The sequence below is a fragment of the Microbacterium limosum genome, assembly GCF_036324365.1.
Taxonomy (GTDB): Bacteria; Actinomycetota; Actinomycetes; order Actinomycetales; family Microbacteriaceae; genus Microbacterium; species Microbacterium limosum.
On the sequence record NZ_CP137080.1, the window covers coordinates 1822497 to 1841617 of the forward strand.

General features: G+C 67.6%; 14 protein-coding genes. 8 read left to right on the forward strand and 6 right to left on the reverse strand.

Annotation, left to right across the window (positions count from 1 at the left end; genetic code table 11):
* Positions 1-53: 53 nt before the first annotated feature.
* Positions 54-1019, forward strand: a complete 966-nt coding sequence (locus RYJ27_RS08805; protein ID WP_330169948.1) for an NAD-dependent epimerase/dehydratase family protein — start codon at positions 54-56, stop codon at positions 1017-1019.
* 10 nt (positions 1020-1029) lie between these two features.
* On the opposite strand, the gene RYJ27_RS08810 is transcribed toward RYJ27_RS08805, so the two are convergent.
* The 3 genes from RYJ27_RS08810 to glf form a co-directional block, all read right to left on the reverse strand.
* On the reverse strand, positions 1030-2250 hold the full coding sequence (locus RYJ27_RS08810) for an ABC transporter ATP-binding protein (RefSeq protein WP_330169949.1): 1221 nt from the start codon (positions 2248-2250) through the stop codon (positions 1030-1032).
* A 1-nt stretch (position 2251) separates the two neighbouring features.
* Positions 2252-3157: an ABC transporter permease gene (locus tag RYJ27_RS08815; RefSeq protein WP_330169950.1), complete on the reverse strand. Its 906-nt coding sequence runs from the start codon at positions 3155-3157 to the stop codon at positions 2252-2254.
* Positions 3158-3240: 83 nt separating this feature from the next.
* Positions 3241-4377 carry a UDP-galactopyranose mutase gene (gene glf / locus RYJ27_RS08820; RefSeq protein WP_330169951.1) on the reverse strand — a complete coding sequence of 379 codons (1137 nt, stop codon included), beginning with the start codon at positions 4375-4377 and terminating at the stop codon, positions 3241-3243.
* 148 nt (positions 4378-4525) lie between these two features.
* Here glf and RYJ27_RS08825 point away from each other — a divergent pair, with 148 nt between their 5' ends.
* The 7 genes from RYJ27_RS08825 to RYJ27_RS08855 are packed head-to-tail and all read left to right on the forward strand — an operon-like array spanning position 4526 to position 14279.
* Complete coding sequence (locus tag RYJ27_RS08825; protein WP_330169952.1) at positions 4526-6469, forward strand: DUF6541 family protein; 1944 nt, start codon at positions 4526-4528, stop codon at positions 6467-6469.
* A gap of 2 nt (positions 6470-6471) precedes the next feature.
* Positions 6472-7680, forward strand: a complete 1209-nt coding sequence (locus RYJ27_RS08830) for a glycosyltransferase family 4 protein (RefSeq protein WP_330169953.1) — start codon at positions 6472-6474, stop codon at positions 7678-7680.
* Positions 7664-8863 (forward strand): glycosyltransferase family 2 protein, encoded by a 1200-nt coding sequence (locus RYJ27_RS08835; protein ID WP_330169954.1) that lies wholly within the window; start codon positions 7664-7666, stop codon positions 8861-8863. Before RYJ27_RS08830 ends, RYJ27_RS08835 begins: the two co-directional genes overlap by 17 nt.
* Positions 8864-8867: 4 nt before the next feature.
* Entirely contained in the window at positions 8868-9986 is a 1119-nt protein-coding gene (locus RYJ27_RS08840; protein ID WP_330169955.1) for a glycosyltransferase family 4 protein, read from the forward strand.
* Entirely contained in the window at positions 9983-11227 is a 1245-nt protein-coding gene (locus RYJ27_RS08845; RefSeq protein ID WP_330169956.1) for a lipopolysaccharide biosynthesis protein, read from the forward strand. The genes RYJ27_RS08840 and RYJ27_RS08845 overlap by 4 nt, the downstream gene beginning before the upstream one ends.
* A gap of 14 nt (positions 11228-11241) precedes the next feature.
* Positions 11242-12123: a glycosyltransferase family 2 protein gene (locus RYJ27_RS08850; RefSeq protein ID WP_330169957.1), complete on the forward strand. Its 882-nt coding sequence runs from the start codon at positions 11242-11244 to the stop codon at positions 12121-12123.
* Positions 12120-14279, forward strand: a complete 2160-nt coding sequence (locus RYJ27_RS08855) for a glycosyltransferase family protein (protein ID WP_330169958.1) — start codon at positions 12120-12122, stop codon at positions 14277-14279. The genes RYJ27_RS08850 and RYJ27_RS08855 overlap by 4 nt, the downstream gene beginning before the upstream one ends.
* An 8-nt stretch (positions 14280-14287) precedes the next feature.
* Here the strand turns inward: RYJ27_RS08855 and RYJ27_RS08860 are convergent, their stop codons facing one another.
* From RYJ27_RS08860 to rfbA, 3 genes are all read right to left on the reverse strand, one after another.
* Positions 14288-16225, reverse strand: a complete 1938-nt coding sequence (locus RYJ27_RS08860; protein ID WP_330169959.1) for a rhamnan synthesis F family protein — start codon at positions 16223-16225, stop codon at positions 14288-14290.
* Positions 16212-18110, reverse strand: a complete 1899-nt coding sequence (locus tag RYJ27_RS08865) for a rhamnan synthesis F family protein (RefSeq protein WP_330169960.1) — start codon at positions 18108-18110, stop codon at positions 16212-16214. The genes RYJ27_RS08860 and RYJ27_RS08865 overlap by 14 nt, the downstream gene beginning before the upstream one ends.
* A 78-nt stretch (positions 18111-18188) precedes the next feature.
* Positions 18189-19061: a glucose-1-phosphate thymidylyltransferase RfbA gene (gene rfbA / locus RYJ27_RS08870; RefSeq protein ID WP_330169961.1), complete on the reverse strand. Its 873-nt coding sequence runs from the start codon at positions 19059-19061 to the stop codon at positions 18189-18191.
* Positions 19062-19121: the final 60 nt, after the last annotated feature.

Consider the following 19121-nt stretch of genomic DNA (forward strand, 5'->3'; position numbering starts at 1 on the left):
CGCGGCGACGACGCAACACGAGGGGTAGGCTTTTCCGGTCCAGAAGGGAACGCATGACAGCTCTCGTCACCGGCGCGGCCGGCTTCATCGGTAGCACGCTGGTCCGGTCGCTGACGAGCCGAGGCATCACGGTAAGAGGGGTCGACAACTTCGACAGCTACTACGACCCGAGCCTCAAGGAGCGGAACGCGGCTTCGCTCGGGCACCCCGACTTCACGCTGGTGCGAGCCGATCTGAGCAAGGACCGTCTGGAGGACGTGCTGGAGGGGGTGAGCGTCATCTACCATCTGGCCGGGCGACCCGGGGTGCGAGGATCCTGGGGGCGGGACTTCGACTTCTACACGGCAGCGAACATCACGGCGACACAACGGCTCCTCGAGTACGCGACCGCATCGGCACGCCCACCCCGTATCGTCTACGCATCCTCATCCTCCGTGTACGGCGACGCCGAGATCTACCCGACCCACGAGACGGCTCGCCCGAGCCCGCGCAGCCCATACGGGGTGACGAAACTGGCGGGGGAACACCTGTGCTCGCTGTACGCGGCAAACTTCGGCGTTCCCACCGTGGCTCTGAGGTTCTTCACCGTGTATGGTCCACGACAGCGGCCCGACATGGCCTTCACGCGCTTCCTCCGCGCCGCGTTGACCCGGGAACCCGTCCCCCTCTACGGCAGCGGCGAGCAGGTGCGCGACTTCACCTATGTCGGAGACATCGTCCGTGCAATCGCCGCCGCGGGCGAGGCAGATGTCCCCGCGGGAAGCGTTCTGAATGTCTCGGGCGGCGGGAGCCACTCCGTCAACGAGGTTCTCGACGTCATCGAGCGTCTGGTCGGCACGAACGTCCCCGTTGACCGAAGGGCACGGGCGGACGGGGATGTGATGCGCACGGGAGCGGATACCCGGTCGATCACGGAACTGCTCGGCTGGAGACCGAGGGTCTCCCTCGAGGACGGCCTGGCAGCGCAGCTTGCCTGGGTCCGCGAGGCGGTATCGAACGGATCCCTCGCGGCCGTGTGAGTCCGTGTCGTCAGCCGTCGACACGGATGTTGACGGCGGCGTGCACGGTCCCGGTCTGAGCGAAATCGAGGGGCACGAAGAAGGTCGCTCCCTGCCACATGACGTCCAAAGGAGCACCTTCGGCGTCACTCACCTCTGCGTTGATGAAGTACTGACCGCCCGCCAGCCTCAGATCGGGGATCTCGTAGTCGACGACATGCGGACCGCTTGCTGCATGCCCGTGCGCGTGCTCCTGGCGGCGGGTTCCGGTGCCGAAAACCTGCTGGCCTTGAGGTGTATCGATGCTGATGCTGGTGTTCCAGGAGTCCAGAGGACGCACGTGCTCAAGCCGCAAGCGCACGGTCACCCTGTCGCCGGGGCTGATGGTGCGGACAGCCTTGCCTTCACCATCCAGGAGTTCGATCCCCACGAGCGAGGATTCTGCGGCAAGGGGCTCGTCGTGGTGCGCGTCCTCCTCCGCACGCTTCCGCTTGCCCTCGAGGATCTCACGGTGGACCTTCGTCGCCTCGGCCGCCGACCCCTCGTAGACGAGGACACCGTTGCTGAGCACGACCCCACGATCGCACACCTCCATGACCTGCGCCGCGGAGTGAGAGACGAGGATGATCGTTCGACCCTCCGCCTGGAACTGGCGGATCTTGTCCATGCACTTGCGCTGGAAGGCCTCATCTCCGACCGCCAGCACCTCGTCGACGAGAAGTAGGTCCGGGTCGGTGTGAACCGCCACGGCGAAAGCGAGCCGCACGTACATGCCGGACGAGTAGAACTTCACCTGCGTGTCGATGAAGTCGCCGATCTCGGCGAACGCGACGATGTCGTCGAATCGCGCGTCCGTCTCCTCCTTGGACAGGCCCAGGATCGACGCGTTGAGATAGACGTTGTCCCGCCCGGAGAGATCGGGATGGAACCCGGCCCCGAGCTCGAGTAGCGCCGCCATGCGACCTCTTCGCTGGACGGTACCGGAGGTGGCGTCGATGATCCCGCCGATCACCTTGAGCAAGGTGCTCTTGCCCGAGCCGTTCGGGCCGAGGAGGCCGATCGACGACCCGGCGGGGATGCGGAGGGAGACATCCTTGAGGGACTCGAACTCCTCACGATGCGCCCTCCCGCGGCGCCCCATGGTGACCATGCGCTCCTTCAAGGAATTGTCGCGCCGGATCACGAACTTCTTGTGCACGCGATCGACCACCACCACATCGGGTGCGTCGGCGAAATCGGACGAATCGTTCATCTCAAAGCTCCTGCGCGAAGTTTCCCTGCAGCCTCGAAAACAGTCTCTGTCCGAGCCACAGAAGAAGAATCCCGACCAGCAGCGCGATCCCCATCCGCATCGCGAGGTCCGGTGGGTAGTCGGCGGGGGTTCCGGCGATCCAGAACGCTTTGTGGAATCCGAGGACGGCGAGCGTGAGCGGGCTGTTGGTGTACACCTCTAGGAGCCAGGCCGGGAGTCCGAACTGGTCGAAGACCGTGTTCACCATGGTCCACCCGTAGACGATCGGCGAAGACCACATCGCGAGCATGAGAAGCACCTGCGTGAGGTACTGCACGTCGCGCAGATACACGTTCAGCGCAGAGAGCGCGAGGCCGATCGCCGCGCCGTACACGATGATCAAGAGGACGGACGGCACGAAGTAGACGAGGCCGAGGCTGATCGGCGCGGCCCCCAGGACGATGCAGGCAAGGATGAGGACGCCCAGCTGCACGGTGAAGGTGAACATCGCGGCTCCGAGAGCGGAGAGCGGGAAGATCTCGCGCGGGACGTAGACCTTCTTCACCAGCCCCGCGTTGGCCACGATGGAGCCCGTGGACCCTGTGAGCGCCTCGCTGAAGAGCGCGTAGATGGTGAGCCCGGAGAAAATGTAGATGGCGAAGTCGGGGATGCCGCGTGCCGCACCCAGGAACTGTCCCATCACGACGTAGTACACCGTGAGCTGGACGATCGGGTTGATGAGCGTCCACAGCAGGCCGAGGACGCTGTCCTTGTAGCGCGCCTTGATGTCGCGACGGACAAGCAGGCCGAGTAGGTGACGATGCCCGACGATGGCGCGCACCGACGGCCAGAACCGAGCGGCGGACGCCACTTGAGTCAACGGCTCTTGAGCCAGTCGCGCGAGGCGCAGTCGGGCGCTGTCATTCACGCTGCGGGGTCCATTCCGTCATTGCCAGGAGAAGCAGAGAACAACCTACCGGCGCGCACCTGGGCGTCCGCCGAGGCGCGCGCTCAGGCGAGCTGGTTGTTCCACATCGACAGCGCGGCACCGATCGCCATGTGCATGTCGAGGTACTGGTAGGTGCCGAGGCGTCCGCCGAACTGCACGTCCTTCTCCCCCTTCGCCAGGTCGCGGTAGGCCAGCAGGCCCGCGCGGTCCTGCGGAGTGTTGACAGGGTAGTACGGCTCGTCGTCTCGCGTGGCGAAGCGGGAGTATTCACGCATGATGACGGTCCGGTCGGCGGGATAGCGATCGGCGCGCTCCGGATGGAAGTGCTTGAACTCATGGACGCGCGTATACGGCACGCCGGCATCGGCGTAGTTCATGACGCTCGTGCCCTGATAGTCGCCGACGTCGAGCACCTCTTCCTCGAAGTCGAGGGTGCGCCACGACAGAGCGCCCTCGGCGTAGTCGAAGTAACGATCCACGGGTCCGGTGTAGACGATGGGCACCTGCCCGACCGTCGCCGCCTTGTTGAGCGGCTGGGCGGTGTCGAAGAAGTCGGTGTCGAGCTTCACGTCGATGTTCGGGTGGTCGGCCATCCGCTCCAGCCATGCGGTGTATCCGTCCGTGGGCAGACCCTCCCACGTGTCGTTGAAGTAACGGTTGTCGTAGGTGTAACGCACGGGCAGCCGGCTGATCACCTCGGCCGGCAGGTCCTTCGGGTCGGTCTGCCACTGCTTGGCGGTGTAGTCGCGGATGAACGCCTCGTAGAGGGGGCGGCCGATCAGCGCGATCGCCTTCTCCTCGAGGTTCGCGGCATCCTTCGCGTCGAACTCCCCGGCCAGCTCGTGAACGAGGGCGCGCGCCTCGGTCGGCGAGTACGCCGCCTGGAAGAACTGGTTGATCGTGCCGAGGTTGATCGGGAGCGGATACACGACGCCGTTGTGGTTCGTGTACACGCGGTGCACGTAATCGGTGAAGGTCGTGAAGCGGTTGACGTACTCCCACACCGTGGGGTTCGACGTGTGGAAGAGATGGGCGCCGTAGCGATGCACCTCGATCCCGGTCTGCTCTTCGTCTTCGCTGTAGGCGTTCCCGCCGATGTGGTGGCGACGGTCGATGACCGTGACCTTTCGGCCGGATGCCGCGGCCCGCTCGGCGATGGTGAGGCCGAAGAATCCGGAGCCGACGATGAGAAGATCCATAGCGGTGTCGCTCCTTGAATTCACGAGACGTGGGACGCGGCGCCGTTCATGAACGCCCCCCTCACCCTACCGAGCGCGCGTTGCGGGCTTCTCAGCAGGGCTCGGATACGATGTCAGATTGCTACTGAGGACGACGGACGGGACGCACATGGTCGGGGCATGGTGGGATGCTGTGCCCGCTTTCCTCATCGCGGTGGGCATCCTCGTCGTCCCCGGTGCAGCCGTCGTGGCGGCGGGCTGGGGCGTTCGACGCGTCGGTCCGCTCCTGTTCGCCCCCGCCCTGTCCGTGTCGATCGTCGGCGCGTCCGCGGTGCTCGCCCCGTTGGTGGGCCTTCGCTGGGGACTGCTGCCCGTCGCGGTGGTGGCAGCGGTCGCCGTCGGGATCGCGGGGGCCATCCGACTCATCCGCGAACCCCAGAGGCCCTCAGCCGACCGGACCGCCCTGCGCGTCACGGCGGCGATCGTCGCCCTGGTCGCCTGCGCCGTCATCGGCATCCAGTTCGCCACCGCCTTCGGCGCGCCCGATACGATCGCTCAGCGTTTCGACAACATCGTTCACTTGAATACCGTGCGGTACGCGATCGAGACCGCGAACGCTTCCCCCTTCTCCATCGGCGCGACCTCCGACATCCCGTTCTACCCGAGCGGTTGGCACGCGCCGGCCGCACTGACCGCGGCTCTGTCCGGGGCCTCCGTCCCGATCGTTGTGAACGCGGTGAACCTGGCGATCGTGGCCGTCCTGTGGCCCACGGGCAATCTCGCCCTCGCCGCGCAGCTCTTCCCCGGACGGCGGATCGCGCTCGTCGCCGCGGGCATGCTCGCCACCGGTTTCGGAGCCTTTCCCGCGCTCTTCTACAACTGGGGGGTGCTCTACCCGAACGCCCTCGGCTACGCCCTGATCCCCGCAGCCCTCGCGTCGCTGGTCCTCCTCCGCCACGTCTCAGGTGGCCGGCAGCGTGTCCTGGCGGCGCTGTTGCTGGCGGCCATGATGGTCGGTGTCTTCCTCGCACACCCCAACGCCTTCGTCGCCACCTTCGCTTTCGCCGGCGCGTATCTCGTCGCCGATTTCGTCGTCGTGGCCGTCCGCCGCCGCACCCGGCTCGCGATCGCGCTCGCCGCGGCCGCCCCCGTCATCCTGCTCGCCGCGGGCGCCGCACTGTGGCGCGTCGCCACCACCAACGCCGCGGTATGGGGGTGGACGCCGTGGGAGAGCACGTCCTCGGCCCTCTACCACGCCCTCACGGTGACCCCACGCGGGTACGTGCCGACGGCCGTCATCGCCGTGAGCCTCCTCCTGGGGTTCGTCGCCCTCGTACGGCGCCCACAGCGGATCCCGCTTGCCATGCCGTTCGCCGTCGCGACCCTGCTTTACGTGTTGGCAGCGGGAACGTCGGTCGACAACCCGCTGCGCGCGGTCCTCACCGACCCGTGGTACAGCGACCCGAACAGGCTCGCGGCACTCCTCCCCATAGCGGCCATCCCGATCGCCACGCTCGGCATCACGGATCTGGCCTCGGCCATCCCCCGGTGGACCCGGACGTGGTGGGTGAGCGCGCAGGCCTCTCGCAGGCCGACGGCGTGGGCCAACGCAGGCCTCGTGGCGGCCGGCGCCGTGCTGGCGAGCGCCGCTCTCGGCCCCAACGTGTCGATGGCCCTGGCACAAGTGCACGAGGCTCATCAGTACCGGGACGACGCCCTCCTCCTCACGGCCGAGGAACGCGCCGTGCTCGAGCGTCTCAGCACATACGCCGAACCGGAATCCCTCATCATCGCCAGCCCGCGCACCGGAGCGAACCTCGCCTACGCCTTCACCGGCATACCCGTCACGGAGCCGCACATCTTCGGCCTCCCGGACGGGGACGAGACCTTCCTCGCGCAGAACCTCTCGCGCATCGACGCCGATCCGGCCGTCTGCGCAGCCGTGAGCCGCGTCGGCGTGGACTATGTCGTGGACTTCGGAAGCCGGGATGTCATGGGCACGACCGACCCGGCCGGTCACGGGGGCATTGTGAACCTCGACGAGGGGCAGCACCTCACACTGGTCGATGCAGAGGGACCCGACGCTCGTGTCTTCCGGATCCGAGGATGCTGACGGTGTCCCCCTTGAGCATCGCCATCGCGTACGACTGCCTCTTCCCCGCCACCACCGGAGGCGGGGAGCGGCAGTACCGTGCGTTCGCCGAGGACCTCGTCCGCCGCGGTCATCGTGTCACCTACCTCACTGCCGATTGGGGGTCCGCGGCCGACGATGCTTCCTTCGACGTGGAGAAGGTGTGCGGACGACTTCGTCTCTACGATGAGCGCGGCGTGCGCCGCACTGCCGCCGCCCTCTCGTACGCCTTCGGGCTCTACCGCAGGCTGAGGCGCGACCGTGACCGCTTCAACGCGGTCATCGTGAGCGGGCTGCCCGTCTTCAACGTGTTCGCCGCCCGGATGGCTCTGCGCGGATCCACCACCCGGGTCCTCATCGACTACCTGGAGGTCTGGGGTCGCGCTCAGTGGCAGGAGTACGCGGGCCCGCTGACCGGAACCGTCGGGTGGGTCCTCCAGCGGACCGCGATCGCACTCACACCCGTCGCCACGTGTCACTCGCAGCTCTCCGCGCGGCGACTGCGCGCCGAACGCCTGCGTGGGGAGCTGCTCGTCAGCCCCGGGCTCATCGACAGGGCGCTCGAGGTGACCCCGCGACTCGAACGGACCGACCCGCCCTTCGCCCTCTACGTCGGCCGCCACATTCCCGACAAGCGTGTCGAGCACATCCCCGCCGCCGTGGCAGCGGCGCGACAGAGCGTTCCCGGTCTTCACCTCGTGATCCTCGGTGAGGGGTCGTCCACCCCCGCCGTCCGTCGCGCCATCGATTCCGCAGCGTCCGAGGAATGGACGGACATGCCGGGATTCGTATCGGAGCGGGAACTCCACGACCTCCTCGCCCGCGCAGCATGTCTCGTGCATCCGTCCCGCCGGGAAGGCTACGGCCTCGTCGTCGTCGAGGCCGCCGCCCACGGCACGCCGTCCGTCCTCGTGGCGGACGAGGGCAATGCCGCCACGGAGCTCATCGAACCCGGGGTGAACGGCTACATCGCGGCATCGGTCGAACCGGGTACCCTCGGGGAGGCGATCGTCCGCGCCGTGCGGCAGGGCGACGAGCTCCGGCGCACCACCCGCGCCTGGTACGAAGAGGCCGTGGAAGACCGAACGATCGCGCGCACGGTCGACGCGATCCTCGACGCGATACAACGACCCCATACATCACGCCGGCGCGCGCGCCGCGCAGGAAAGGACCCCGATGGACGGTCTTCCTGAACGGAACTCTCTCGAACTGACCATCCTGATGCCGTGCCTCAACGAGGCGGAGACCCTCGAGGTGTGCATCCGGAAGGCACAGGGATTCCTGGAGCGCACAGGCATCGCCGGTGAGGTCCTCGTCTCCGACAACGGCAGCACCGACGGCTCGCAGCACATCGCGCGTCGTCTGGGCGCCCGTGTCGTACCAGCCAGTCGTCGCGGGTACGGCGCCGCGCTCATCGAGGGCGTCGAGCAGGCCCGCGGCCGCTACATCATCATGGGCGACGCCGACGACAGCTACGACTTCACCTCCCTCGAGCCGTTCGTCGACCGGCTCCGCGGCGGCGCCGACCTCGTGATGGGCAACCGCTTCCGCGGCGGCATCGCAGACGGAGCCATGCCTCCCCTTCACAAGTACCTCGGAAATCCCGTGCTCTCGGGAATCGGCCAGCTCTTCTTCCGTCCGAACATCGGCGACTTCCACTGCGGCCTGCGCGGGTTCAATCGCGACCGCATCGCGGCGCTCGACCTGCAGACGACCGGCATGGAGTTCGCCTCCGAGATGGTCGTCAAGGCGTCGCTCTCCCGCTACCGCATCGAGGAAGTGCCGACGACGCTGAAGAAGGACGGACGCTCTCGACCCCCGCATCTGCGCAGCTGGCACGACGGATGGCGACACCTCCGTTTCCTCCTGCTCTTCTCGCCGCGCTGGCTCTTCATCTACCCCGGTCTCGTCGCCTTCCTCCTCGGAGCCCTGGCCGTCGGCATCCTGGCGGTCGGCCCGGTGCGGATCGGCGACATCGGCTTCGACGTGACGACGATGGTCTACGCGACGGCGCTGTGCGTCATCGGATATCAATCGCTGCTGTTCGCCTGGTTGACCAAGCTCTACGCCACGCAGGAGGCCTTCCTACCCGCGAGCCCCCGCTACCGGTCGATCATCTCGAGGTGGTCGTCGGAGCGCGGCCTGTTGGTCGGTCTCGCGCTCTTCGTCGCGGGCATCCTCGTCGGGATCGTGCAGGTCATCCGCTGGGGCGGCCTGGACTTCGGGGCGCAGGACGCCGCCGAAGTCGTACGGATCGCGCTCCCCAGCGCACTCGGACTCATGCTCGGGTTCCAGACGATCATGATGAGCTTCTTCGCCGGTGTGCTGACGATCCCGCGACGCGAGTCGCCGCCCGAAGCCATCATCGAGTCCTGAGCCCGTGCGGATCGTCGTAGACCTTCTCGGTTACACGGGCGGGCGAGGGGGGACGGAGACCTACGCCCGCGAGCTTCTGCGCCGCCTGCCCGATCGCGTTCCCGAGGCCGATTGGGTTGCGCTCGCCAATGACGTCGGGGCGGAACGCGTGGAGGCCTTCTTCCCCGGGACCGTGCGTGTCTCACGGTCTGTGAGGGACGGAAAGGTCGGCTGGGCGGCCGGCGAGGTCTTCCTGGCGGAACGCACGGCGCGGCGGGTCGGAGGCGACCTGCTGTGGACCCCTCAGAACTTCGGACCCGTCGTGCGGGGGATGCCCCGCGTCGCCACCATCCACGATGTCATCTACGACGAGGTGCGCGGCGCCGCCGCGGAGCGGATCTCCCGCGGGGTCACGTCATGGCTCATGGGAAGATCGGCCCGCACCGCCGACGCGGTCATCACCATCTCGCAGGCCGCACGCCGGTCGATCATCGAGCGTCTGAAGGTCGACCCGAGCCGGATCCGGGTCGTGCACAACGGCGCCAGCGCGCCCCCGCTGCAACCCGGCCCCGACGCGCCGAGCGCGTGGGAGATCCCGGGCCGCCGCTCGGTCGTGCTGAGCGTCGGAAACCGCATGCCCCACAAGAACTTCGACGGTCTGCTCCGAGCCATCGCCGCGATCGACCCTTCGCGGCGCCCGTACACGGTGATCCCCGGCGCGGACCCGAGCAGCGACCCCCTTCGCCCGCTGATCGAGACTCTCGGCCTGCAGGCCGATGTGCTCCTGCCCGGCTGGGTGTCGGACGCGGAGCTGGAGGCCCTGTATGCCGTGGCGGACGTATACGTCTGCCCGTCCCTGGCGGAAGGCTTCGGACTCCCGATCATCGATGCGATGGCACGGGGCTGCCGCGTCGTGGCTCATGACATCCCTGTTCTGCGCGAAGTCGGCGGGGACGTCGCGACGTACGCGGATGCCCGACGGCCCTCCGCGCTGGCCGAAGCGATCCTCGGCGCGACCGGCACCCCACCGTCCGTCGCGGAGAGGAGCCGCGCAGCGGCGCACGCAGCGACGTTCAGCTGGGACAGCGCCGCCGCGGAGACGGCCGAGGTCCTCACCGAGACGTGCACGAGTGCGCGCCGATGAACCCTCCCCCTCCCCTGTGGCGACGGCTTGCCGGCTTCACAATGCTGCCGGCGATCGCCGCGGTGTCGCCCCTCCTGGTTCTCCCCGCCGTCTCACGAAGTGCCGGCCCCGACGGGTGGGCGAGCGCGATCGCCGGCGAGGCGGTCGGAACGTTCGCGGCCATCGCCGTCGCCTACGGGTGGACCACGATAGGTCCCGCACTTGTCGCGATCGCGCCGGATGACCCTGCTCGCGGCACGCTCTACCGAGAGGCGCTGGTCGTACGCCTCCTGACCGCCCTCGTCGTCCTTCCCCTCATGGCCGTGGTCTGTGTGCTGGTCGCATCGCCGGGGTGGGAGCTGCTGGCCGTCCTGATGGGTCTGCAAGGCGCCCTCATCGCACTTTCGTTCACGTGGTTCGCCGTCGGCATCGGTTCGCCCGGAGCGATCGCCGGGTTCGATGCGCTGCCGCGTCTCGGCGTCGCGATCATCGCAGCGATCGCGATCGCGGCGCAGGGGCCGGTCGAGCTCTACCCCGTGGCGGGGATCGTCGTCACCGTCGCGGGGACGGCCCTGTATACGCGACGCATTCTCCGCGACTACCGCGGACGGTGGCCCGCTGCCTCGCGCATCCCCTCGCTCTTCCGCACCGGCGCGCCCGTGGCGCTCAACGATGCCGCGCTCGGCGCCTATTCAGCGGTCCCCACTCCGCTGGTGAACGTTCTCTCGCCGGGGGTCGCCGCCGCCGGCTTCGCCTCCGCCGACAAGTTGCTCAAGCTCGGCACGTTCCTGCCCTACACACTTGCGAACGCTCTGCAGAGCTGGAGCGCCGAAGTGAGCGGCCCCGCCCGTGCCCGGCGCCTGAAGATCGCGCTGTCGGCCCATGGGGCATTCGGGCTGGCCGGATGGATCGTGCTCGGCGCGGCGGGGGCCGCCGTGAGCGGTCTCCTCTTCGGCGAGCAGGCGGCAGCCTCCACCGACGTCGTCGTCGTGCTGGGCTTCGCCTTCGCGCTGTTCTCGCTGCGTACCTCGATGACGCGCCACGTGCTCTTCCCCGCGGGCGGGGCGCGTACGGTGATGACAGCCACGCTGGTGGGTACGGTCATCGGTGTGCCGGCGATGGTCATCCTGACCATGACCGTAGGTCCCCTGGGCGCCGCGGTCGGCTACGCATTAACAGAACTCATCTCGACGGCTCTGCTGGCGTACCCCACGGCCGTGCACGTACGCCGCACGGAGAAGGAAGGACAGGAGAAGACGTGACCCCGCCTCAGGGCTTGCCCATCTCATTCGTCGTCACGACCCTCGGCCGAGTGGACTCACTCGAGCGTCTGATGCTCTCCCTGGCACCGCAGATGGGCCCCGACGATCAGTTGATCATCGTTGCCCAGGCACACCTGCCCGATGTCGAGGCGCTCGTCGAATCCCGCCGCAACCTCTTTCCCCGTGACATCATCCTCGGGGAGTCCGCCCGGGGTGCGTCCCGAGGGCGGAACGTGGGCGTCGCGATGGCTGATGCCGACCGCGACCGCCTCTTGATGTTCCCGAACGACACGTCGCACTTTCCGGACGGCGCCGTCGAGACGATCCGGCAGGCGATGGGAACCGCGGGGGCGGGCGCCGTGACGGTACGCACTGCCGGCGGCGATCGCTTCTCCCTCCCGTCGCCCTCGGCACCCCTGGACTCGCGATCCGTCTGGCGGGTGATCGAGATGGGCCTGATCGTGCGCCTGTCGGTGTTCGCGAACGCCGGAGGGTTCGATGAGCAGCTCGGTACCGGCGCCGTGACGCCGTGGCAGGCGGGAGAAGTGACCGACCTCCTCATGCGCATGCTGCGATCGGATCCGGGTCTCGAACGGTCGTTCGTGTGGATTCCCGCCGAGCGTGCATATGTCGGCGGAATCGAGGAGACCCGCGGACTCACCGGCACCGAACGCCGTCGAAAGCTGCGCGCCTACGGCCGCGGCGTCGGCCGGGTGTTCAGCATCCACCCATTCCCCGTCTGGCATCGGGTTCGGTTTCTCGTGGCGGGACTGGTCATCGGCATGCTGCGACGCGACGAGTACGCGCTCGGAGACGGGTTCACGGCGTTCGCGGGCCGGCTCGAGGGCTTGTCAGGGCGAGTCGTCGGCGGTCCTCGGACGGCGGTGACCCGGTGACGGGACGCGACACGCTCCGAGATGCCGTCGTCGCGGCACGATCGACGCTGAGAAGAGCGCGCAATCACGCACTCACACGTCCTCTCGTCGAAGCACTCGACCGGTTCTGGTGGGCCCGGACCATCCGACGCTCGCACCTCGTCGACCTCGACGTCGCGCGGATGCAGGGAGGCTACCGCTCACGAAGAGCCGCCGTTCGAGCCTACGTACGCGGCGGATTCCGCCGCGGCATGGTCATCAACCCCCTTCTGTCCGAGGAGCTCGTAGCGGGCCAGTTCTCAGACGTCGGGCGCGTTCCCGCACTCTATGCGTACCTGGTGAACGACGCCACGCGAATCCGGCTCAGCGTGAGCTGGTCGCCCGACCGCGGCGTGCGGGAGGAGGACCCGGGATCATCTCCTGCCCGGCCGCTGGAAGAGGCATGGCGCGAGGGGCGTTCGGGCGGGCGGATGGCGCTCGGCACGGACGGTCTCCGGAGGGACATCCCCTGGAGCGACATACTCCTCGCGGCGCGCGCGGCGGCCGACCGCCGCCGGTTCGTGCAGTTGCAGTCGGCCGGGGACGCACCGTTCACCCTCGTGTTCGAGGTCGGGGACCGCGAAGACGACCTCGCTTACATGCTCGATCAGGTCGTCACTCTCGTGGCCGACACAAGCGCCCGGGTCATCTTCGCGCACCGCGGCACCTCCTTCTCGGCCTGGCTGGACACGACGCTGCTGGCGCTCTGGCTTCCCGGTGTCGAGGTGGTTCGATGGGATCCAGATGTGGTCGACGAGGCTCGAACCTACGCCCCGGTCGTCGTGCGCGGGGCGGGCGCGGAGGTGACGGCAGCTGATCTCGGCGCGCTCGCGGACGCCGCCCACACCAGGGAATGCGCACCCCTGTGGCTTGCTCCCGATGGGACCATCGTCTCGGCGGGCGTTGTCTTCGACGGCGGCGAGCGGGTCCACCTGCTCGCCGGACACCCTTCGGAGGATGCGTCCGTCCTACCGGAGTCGACCGAGGTCGCTCAGATCGTCGGCACCACCTACGGGGCGCCGCGCACGGGTCATGTCGGGTCAGCGCCCACGACGCTGACACGCGTCCGGGTGTTCGCCCCCGGGCAGCCACCCGCCGAAGCCCCACCCGGCCGCCACCCGACGGGGCCGGATGTTCGCTCGCTGCTCGCTCCCGCCTTCGTCCTCGGCCGACGAGGACAAGCGGGCCCCGCGCTCATCCGAACCTCGTCTGAGCACACCTTGGCGGATGGGACGGTCGTACCGCGCTTGCGCTGGGCCATCAAGACCGCCGCACCGGCGGGGCGAAACGCCGAGTACTGGGGAGACACTCACTTCGCGAGAGGAATCGCCGCGGCGCTCAGACGACTGGGGCAGGAGGTCGTCGTGGACTCGTACGCCGCTCGGGCGCGGCGCAGTGCGTACCTGGACGACGTCGAACTCGCCCTGCGCGGCCCGGAGCCCTTCGACGCACCCCGCGCACCTCACTCCATACTGTGGATCATCAGCCACCCGGACGAGGTGACCCACCAGGAGGTCGCGGCCTTCGACCATGTCTTCGCGGCATCGCATTCGTGGGCGGAGTCGGCGACGCGCAGCTTCGGTCGGCGGATCGAACCGCTGCTCCAGTGCACGGACCCGCGGCGGTTCGCACCGTCGGGAATCGCGCGCACCTCGGAGATCGTCTTCGTCGGAACGGCGCGGGGAATCATCCGCCCCTCCGTCGTCGAGCCGATCCGTGCCGGGATTCCCGTCTCGGTCTATGGGCCCGACTGGACCGGGTACATCCCCGCCGCCAACGTCCGGTCTCGCAGCATCCCGAACGATCTGCTGCCCCGCGTATACGAGTCGGCCGGAGTCGTGTTGAACGATCACTGGCCGGCGATGAAGCGTGCCGGATTCGTATCGAACCGTCTCTTCGATGTCGTTGCGGCGGGCGGACGAGCGGTGAGCGACGAGGTCGCCGGAATCACAGACCTCTTCGGGGGTGCGGTCGTGACCTATCAGCGGATACCGGAGCTCCTGAGCATCCTGCGGGAGGATCTCTCCACGGTCTTCCCGAATGCGGAGCGCTTGGCCGCGATCAGCGAGAGCATCCGTCGAGACCACAGCTTCGACGCGCGGGCGTCCGAGATGCTCTCCCGGGTTCTCGAACGCTGAAGGCGCCCTCAGCGCCGATGGAACCAGGTCCGTGGGTGGCGAAGTCGCCAGAATGCGCTGCGCACGCGTTCCGTACGGTCGTATATCGACAACAGGCGAACTTCCTCGTCCGGCCGGTGGAGACGCGCGTAGATACCGATGAAATCGCGGGTCGTTCCGTACTCGAAGTCGCCCGCGCGCTTGAGGAACTCGATCTGATGCATCGTCGATTCGGGCATGGTCGCCGACATCTGGTCGACGTTGTAATCCAGGGCCGTGTAGCTCGCGGCGACGTAGTCCGCACAGGCGATCGTGCGGGAATGGAAGCCCCGTTCGCCCGCAGCGTAGACCGGGAGCCGTTCCAGCACATGGGCCAGTCCACCGTCGACGTATGCCTCGGCTCCTCCGAACTTCTCGTACGTCCACCCCGCGTCGACGAGCAATGCAAGCGCTTCGGGGCGTGCGAAGAACATCGATCCGTAGGGAGCCAGCGGGCTCACCTCGTCGAGCGGCACGGCGATCCCCAGCCCGGCGGCGAGTTCCTCGACGCCGGGCCGGTTCTGCCACCACGCGTGACCCAGAGTCGGATGTCCGAGGTGCACCATCGGGGGGAAGGCCAGGCCGAGTCCCGGCTCCCTCTGGAACAGTGCGAGCGCGTTGGCGACATAGTTCGCGCTGTGCAGCAGGTTCTCGAACTGCTGGCGCTTGAAGTGCCGCCCGACGGCGAACCCGTCCTGAGGGGTCTTCTTGCTGTGGACCTTCAGAACGACGTCATAGTCGCCGCTCGTCAGGATGTCGCGACAGCCGATGTAGAAGGCCGCCTGATCCCTGCCGTTGTTCGACTCCACGACTCGGACCTCGGCGGCGCCTGGCAGCGAGCGCTCGTTCAAGATTCGCCTGATCGCAGTGGCGCGCTCCTCATCGGGCGTCGTGATGACCAGGTCGTAGCTTCCCGGCAGGAACCCGACGCGCTCGAGGATCTCTTCGGTCATGTCGACGTAGAAGACGTGGGCGAGGACCACCACACGCAGGGCTCGTTCTGGATCGTACGTGGAATCGGCATCGCTGAGCACATCGAAGAGAGCCGCGTCGGCATTGAGCGTCCGCGGCTCGACGTTCCGAGCGAGGTCCTGGTAGATCAACTCCATGGGGTAGCCGTATCGCTCGGCCGCCTGCAGGGTCCACTTGCCTACGACGGCGAGGCGGTCCATGAACGGCGGCCATTGGAAGAACGGCCGGCGCTTCAGTGTCGGGCATCCGGCATCCAGAAGCTGTTCGGCATAGAGGACGGCGTGGTTCTCGATCTTGTCGGTGAGCGTAGGGAAGGCCACTTCGCCCGAGAAGCCGAGCTCGACGAACCGCTCCGTGAAGACCGCCTCATGCTTGGCCACGGCGTCGGCGTACGTGGTCAGCGGAGGAAGCTCACGCCAGTACTGCTCCCATTCGGGAGAGAGGAACATGTCCTTGCGGACGGCCATCCAATAGGACTGCAGGTGGTAGGCAAGGTAGTCCGAGTCGGTGAACGGGTTGGGCTCCACGCGTAGGTGGTCCGTCATCCCCCAGAAATGCAGCGGTCTCTTGTCCATCCGCTCGAAGAGGGGGCCGAACGGTCGCACCGGGCCGAACCACGTGTCGTTCGCGAGGACGACCTCGTCGAAATCCGCGATCCTCGGTCCGAGAAGATCGAGCCCGTGCTTGTACCCCCAGATGTCGTAGCCGACGTTCTCCCGTTCGCTGAGGATGTCCGAGACCGTTTCGAGCGTGCGACGACCCCGGTCGGTCAGGTTCCCATTGACGACGACGATGATGTGGTCGCAATGTTCGCGAAGCTTTTCGAGCGCGTAGGGGATGTATGCCTCCACGTCGCCTCGGGTGTCGTACACGACATACACGAGGGCGCGGCGCCCCCCTGCCGGGTACGGCCGGCTCGGGCGCTGGTGGGAAGTGACCAGTTCAGCGGTCTTCACGGCTCTCGGTCCTCACTCGTCTTGCACGGACCACGCTCGCGCGGACGCCCCGCCGGGCCGTCGCGACGAGCGGGAAGATGCGCAGCCCGACTCGGTAGAGCGGCGCCGTTCGGCGCGCAATACGAGGATGATTCAGGCGTAGGTACATGCGCGTCAGCGCGACCACTCCCCCGTACCCCGTCCACCCGGCCCGGTGGAGGAGCTGAATCTGCTCGACGGGCCAGCCACGCGTGGTCGAGAGCAGCTGGTCCGCCTTGTACTCCAGGGCCGAGTATGAGATCGAAGCATGCTCCGACGTCAGGATCGTCCGCATGTGGTAGCCGTCCTGGGCAGCGGCGAGGGGCAACAGCCGCTCCTGCAGACGCCCGAGTCGCTCTCCCATTCCACGGCGGTCGTAATCTCGATGCGACCACGTATGCGAGGCCAATCGGCGCAGCGCATCCGGTCGCGCGATCCACATGCCTCCGTACGGCGCAAGAGGAGAGACTCGGTCGAGCGGGACGGTGATGCCCAGCTTCGCTGCAAGGGTCGCCGCCTGATCGCGCAGGCCCGCCCACCCCTTGCCCATCGTCCCGTAGCCGATATGCATCATCGGGGGGAACACGGCACCGAGCTGGGGCTCGTCTCGGAACAGGTCGATCGCGTTGCGCACATAACCCTCCGTCTCGAGCAGATTCTCCAGCTGATACCGGCGGAAGTACCTCAGCGCGTTCATGGTCTTGTGGGGAGCGGCACGGGCGTGGACCTTCAGGAGCAGGTCGTACTCTCCTCCGAGCACGATGTCGCGGCAGCCCACGAACAGGTCGCTCATGTCCCGGCCCGGGCTGTTCGCCGTCACCCGCACCTCGAGCCTGCGCAACCGAGGGCTTTCCCTGGCTTCGATCAGCCGCTGGAGGCGCGCCGCATCGAGCCCGTTCCCCGTGGTGACCACCAGGTCGTAGCCGGGGGGCAGATTGTCCACCTTCCCGAACAGATCCTCCGCGCCGGGGAGGTCTGAGACATGAGCCAGGACCACGATCCGCAGCGCCGATTCCGACTGCTTCTGCCCGGCTGAATCCGGGAGCACCTCGAGCATCCCACCGACGGTGTTCAACGCCTTTGGCGGGACGCTGCCGACGAGCCCGTCCCAGATGAAGTCGCTCGGATAACCGGCGGCCTCGGCCGCGGCGACGATCTCCCGGCCGACGACGGCGAACCGATCGAGGTAGGGCGGATAGAGGCGAAACGGCAACCGGGACAGCAGCGGACAGCCCGCCTCGAGGAGCGCGTCCGGCACGAAGACACTCGGATCGGCATGAATGCGGTCCCCGATGTCGAACGCGATCCCCACGGACCGCCCCGACTCGGACAGACGTTCGTAAAGCTCCCGCTCGCGCTCGGTCGGGGGGACGCCGTCTGCTGCCCAAAAGCGCTCCCACAGCGGCGACCGCACCACATCCGTACGGACACTCGTCCAGAGCCACGGCGCGTCGGGGCGGGGGAAGCCCTCGTCCGCGAACTCCTCCGGCGGCGTGGATCCCATGCGCACCATCTGCCAACTGTCGTGCCCTCGCGCGGTCATACGATCGATCGTCGCCCCGAGGTCGCCCGCCGGGCCGAACCAGGAATCGCCGGTGAGCACGACTTCGTCATAGCCCGACAGATCCGTGATTCGTGCGACCATCGCACCATAATCGGCCGCCGACTCCGTCGACGGCCGCTGCACGACGGAGTCAGCCAACGAGGCCAACGCCTCTCGAACCTCGCCGGGAGTCTCATCCGCAACGAAGACCCACACTCTCGCCGACGACGACAACGCCTGCAGAGCGGTGACGACGTATCGGGGTAGCCGCGACAGAACCCCTTCGACCGAGTACAGAACGATGCGCTCGTGGGGGCGACTCACGGGGCTCGTTGTCATTCCCTGCGAACTCCGATCACGACCTCGTCCGGCCCTCACCGGACGTTCAACTCTACCCCGCGGTCACCGCGTGCCCTGCTGAAGCGCCTTCAGGAGGTAGGCACCATAGCCGCTCTTGCTTAGTTCAGCCGCGCGGGCCCGAAGTTCGTCGTCCGTCAGGAAGCCGAGGCGCCAGGCGACCTCTTCGGGACACCCGATCGACAGTCCCTGACGCTTCTCGACGGTGCGGATGAAGTCGGTGGCTTCCGCCAGCGAGTCGAATGTGCCCGTGTCGAGCCATGCCGTACCCCGCGGAAGGATCTCGACCTTGAGGGTGCCGCGGTCGAGGTACGCCTTGTTCACATCGGTGATCTCGAGCTCGCCGCGCGGCGACGGTCGGAGGTTCTTCGCGATTTCCACGACATCGTTGTCGTAGAAGTAGAGCCCCGGCACCGCGTAGTTGCTCTTGGGCTGCGCGGGCTTCTCCTCGAGGGAGACGACGCGACCGTCGTCGGCGAACTCGACGACCCCGTACGCCATGGGGTCATCGACCCAGTACCCGAAGACGACACCACCCTCGAGCGTGCTGTATTGGCGGAGTCGGGTGCCCATCCCCTGCCCGTAGAAGATGTTGTCCCCCAGCACGAGCGCGACGGAGTCGTTGCCGATGTGCGACTCGCCCAGGATGAACGCCTGCGCGAGCCCGTCCGGAGACGGCTGCGACACATAGCTGATGGATACCCCGAACCGCGATCCATCACCCAGGAGCCGCTGGAACTGCTCCGCATCCTGCGGTGTCGTGATCACCAGGATGTCTTGAATTCCCGCCAGTATCAGCGTGGAGAGCGGGTAGTAGATCATGGGCTTGTCATAAACGGGCACCAACTGCTTGGAGATGCCCTGGGTGATGGGGTGAAGCCGGGAGCCCGTGCCGCCGGCGAGGATGATGCCACGCATGACGACAAGTTTCGACCATACGCAGCCCCCGGCAAAACGCTCGCAGGGGAGATCGGGCGA

What these genes read in the sequence shown, in the direction of transcription:
- RYJ27_RS08805 (WP_330169948.1), top strand. Translation starts at nt 54, where the DNA reads ATGACAGCTCTCGTCACCGGCGCGGCCGGCTTCATCGGTAGCACGCTG.
- RYJ27_RS08810 (WP_330169949.1), bottom strand. Translation starts at nt 2,250, where the DNA reads ATGAACGATTCGTCCGATTTCGCCGACGCACCCGATGTGGTGGTGGTC.
- glf (WP_330169951.1), bottom strand. Translation starts at nt 4,377, where the DNA reads ATGGATCTTCTCATCGTCGGCTCCGGATTCTTCGGCCTCACCATCGCC.
- RYJ27_RS08825 (WP_330169952.1), top strand. Translation starts at nt 4,526, where the DNA reads ATGGTCGGGGCATGGTGGGATGCTGTGCCCGCTTTCCTCATCGCGGTG.
- RYJ27_RS08835 (WP_330169954.1), top strand. Translation starts at nt 7,664, where the DNA reads ATGGACGGTCTTCCTGAACGGAACTCTCTCGAACTGACCATCCTGATG.
- RYJ27_RS08845 (WP_330169956.1), top strand. Translation starts at nt 9,983, where the DNA reads ATGAACCCTCCCCCTCCCCTGTGGCGACGGCTTGCCGGCTTCACAATG.
- rfbA (WP_330169961.1), bottom strand. Translation starts at nt 19,061, where the DNA reads ATGCGTGGCATCATCCTCGCCGGCGGCACGGGCTCCCGGCTTCACCCC.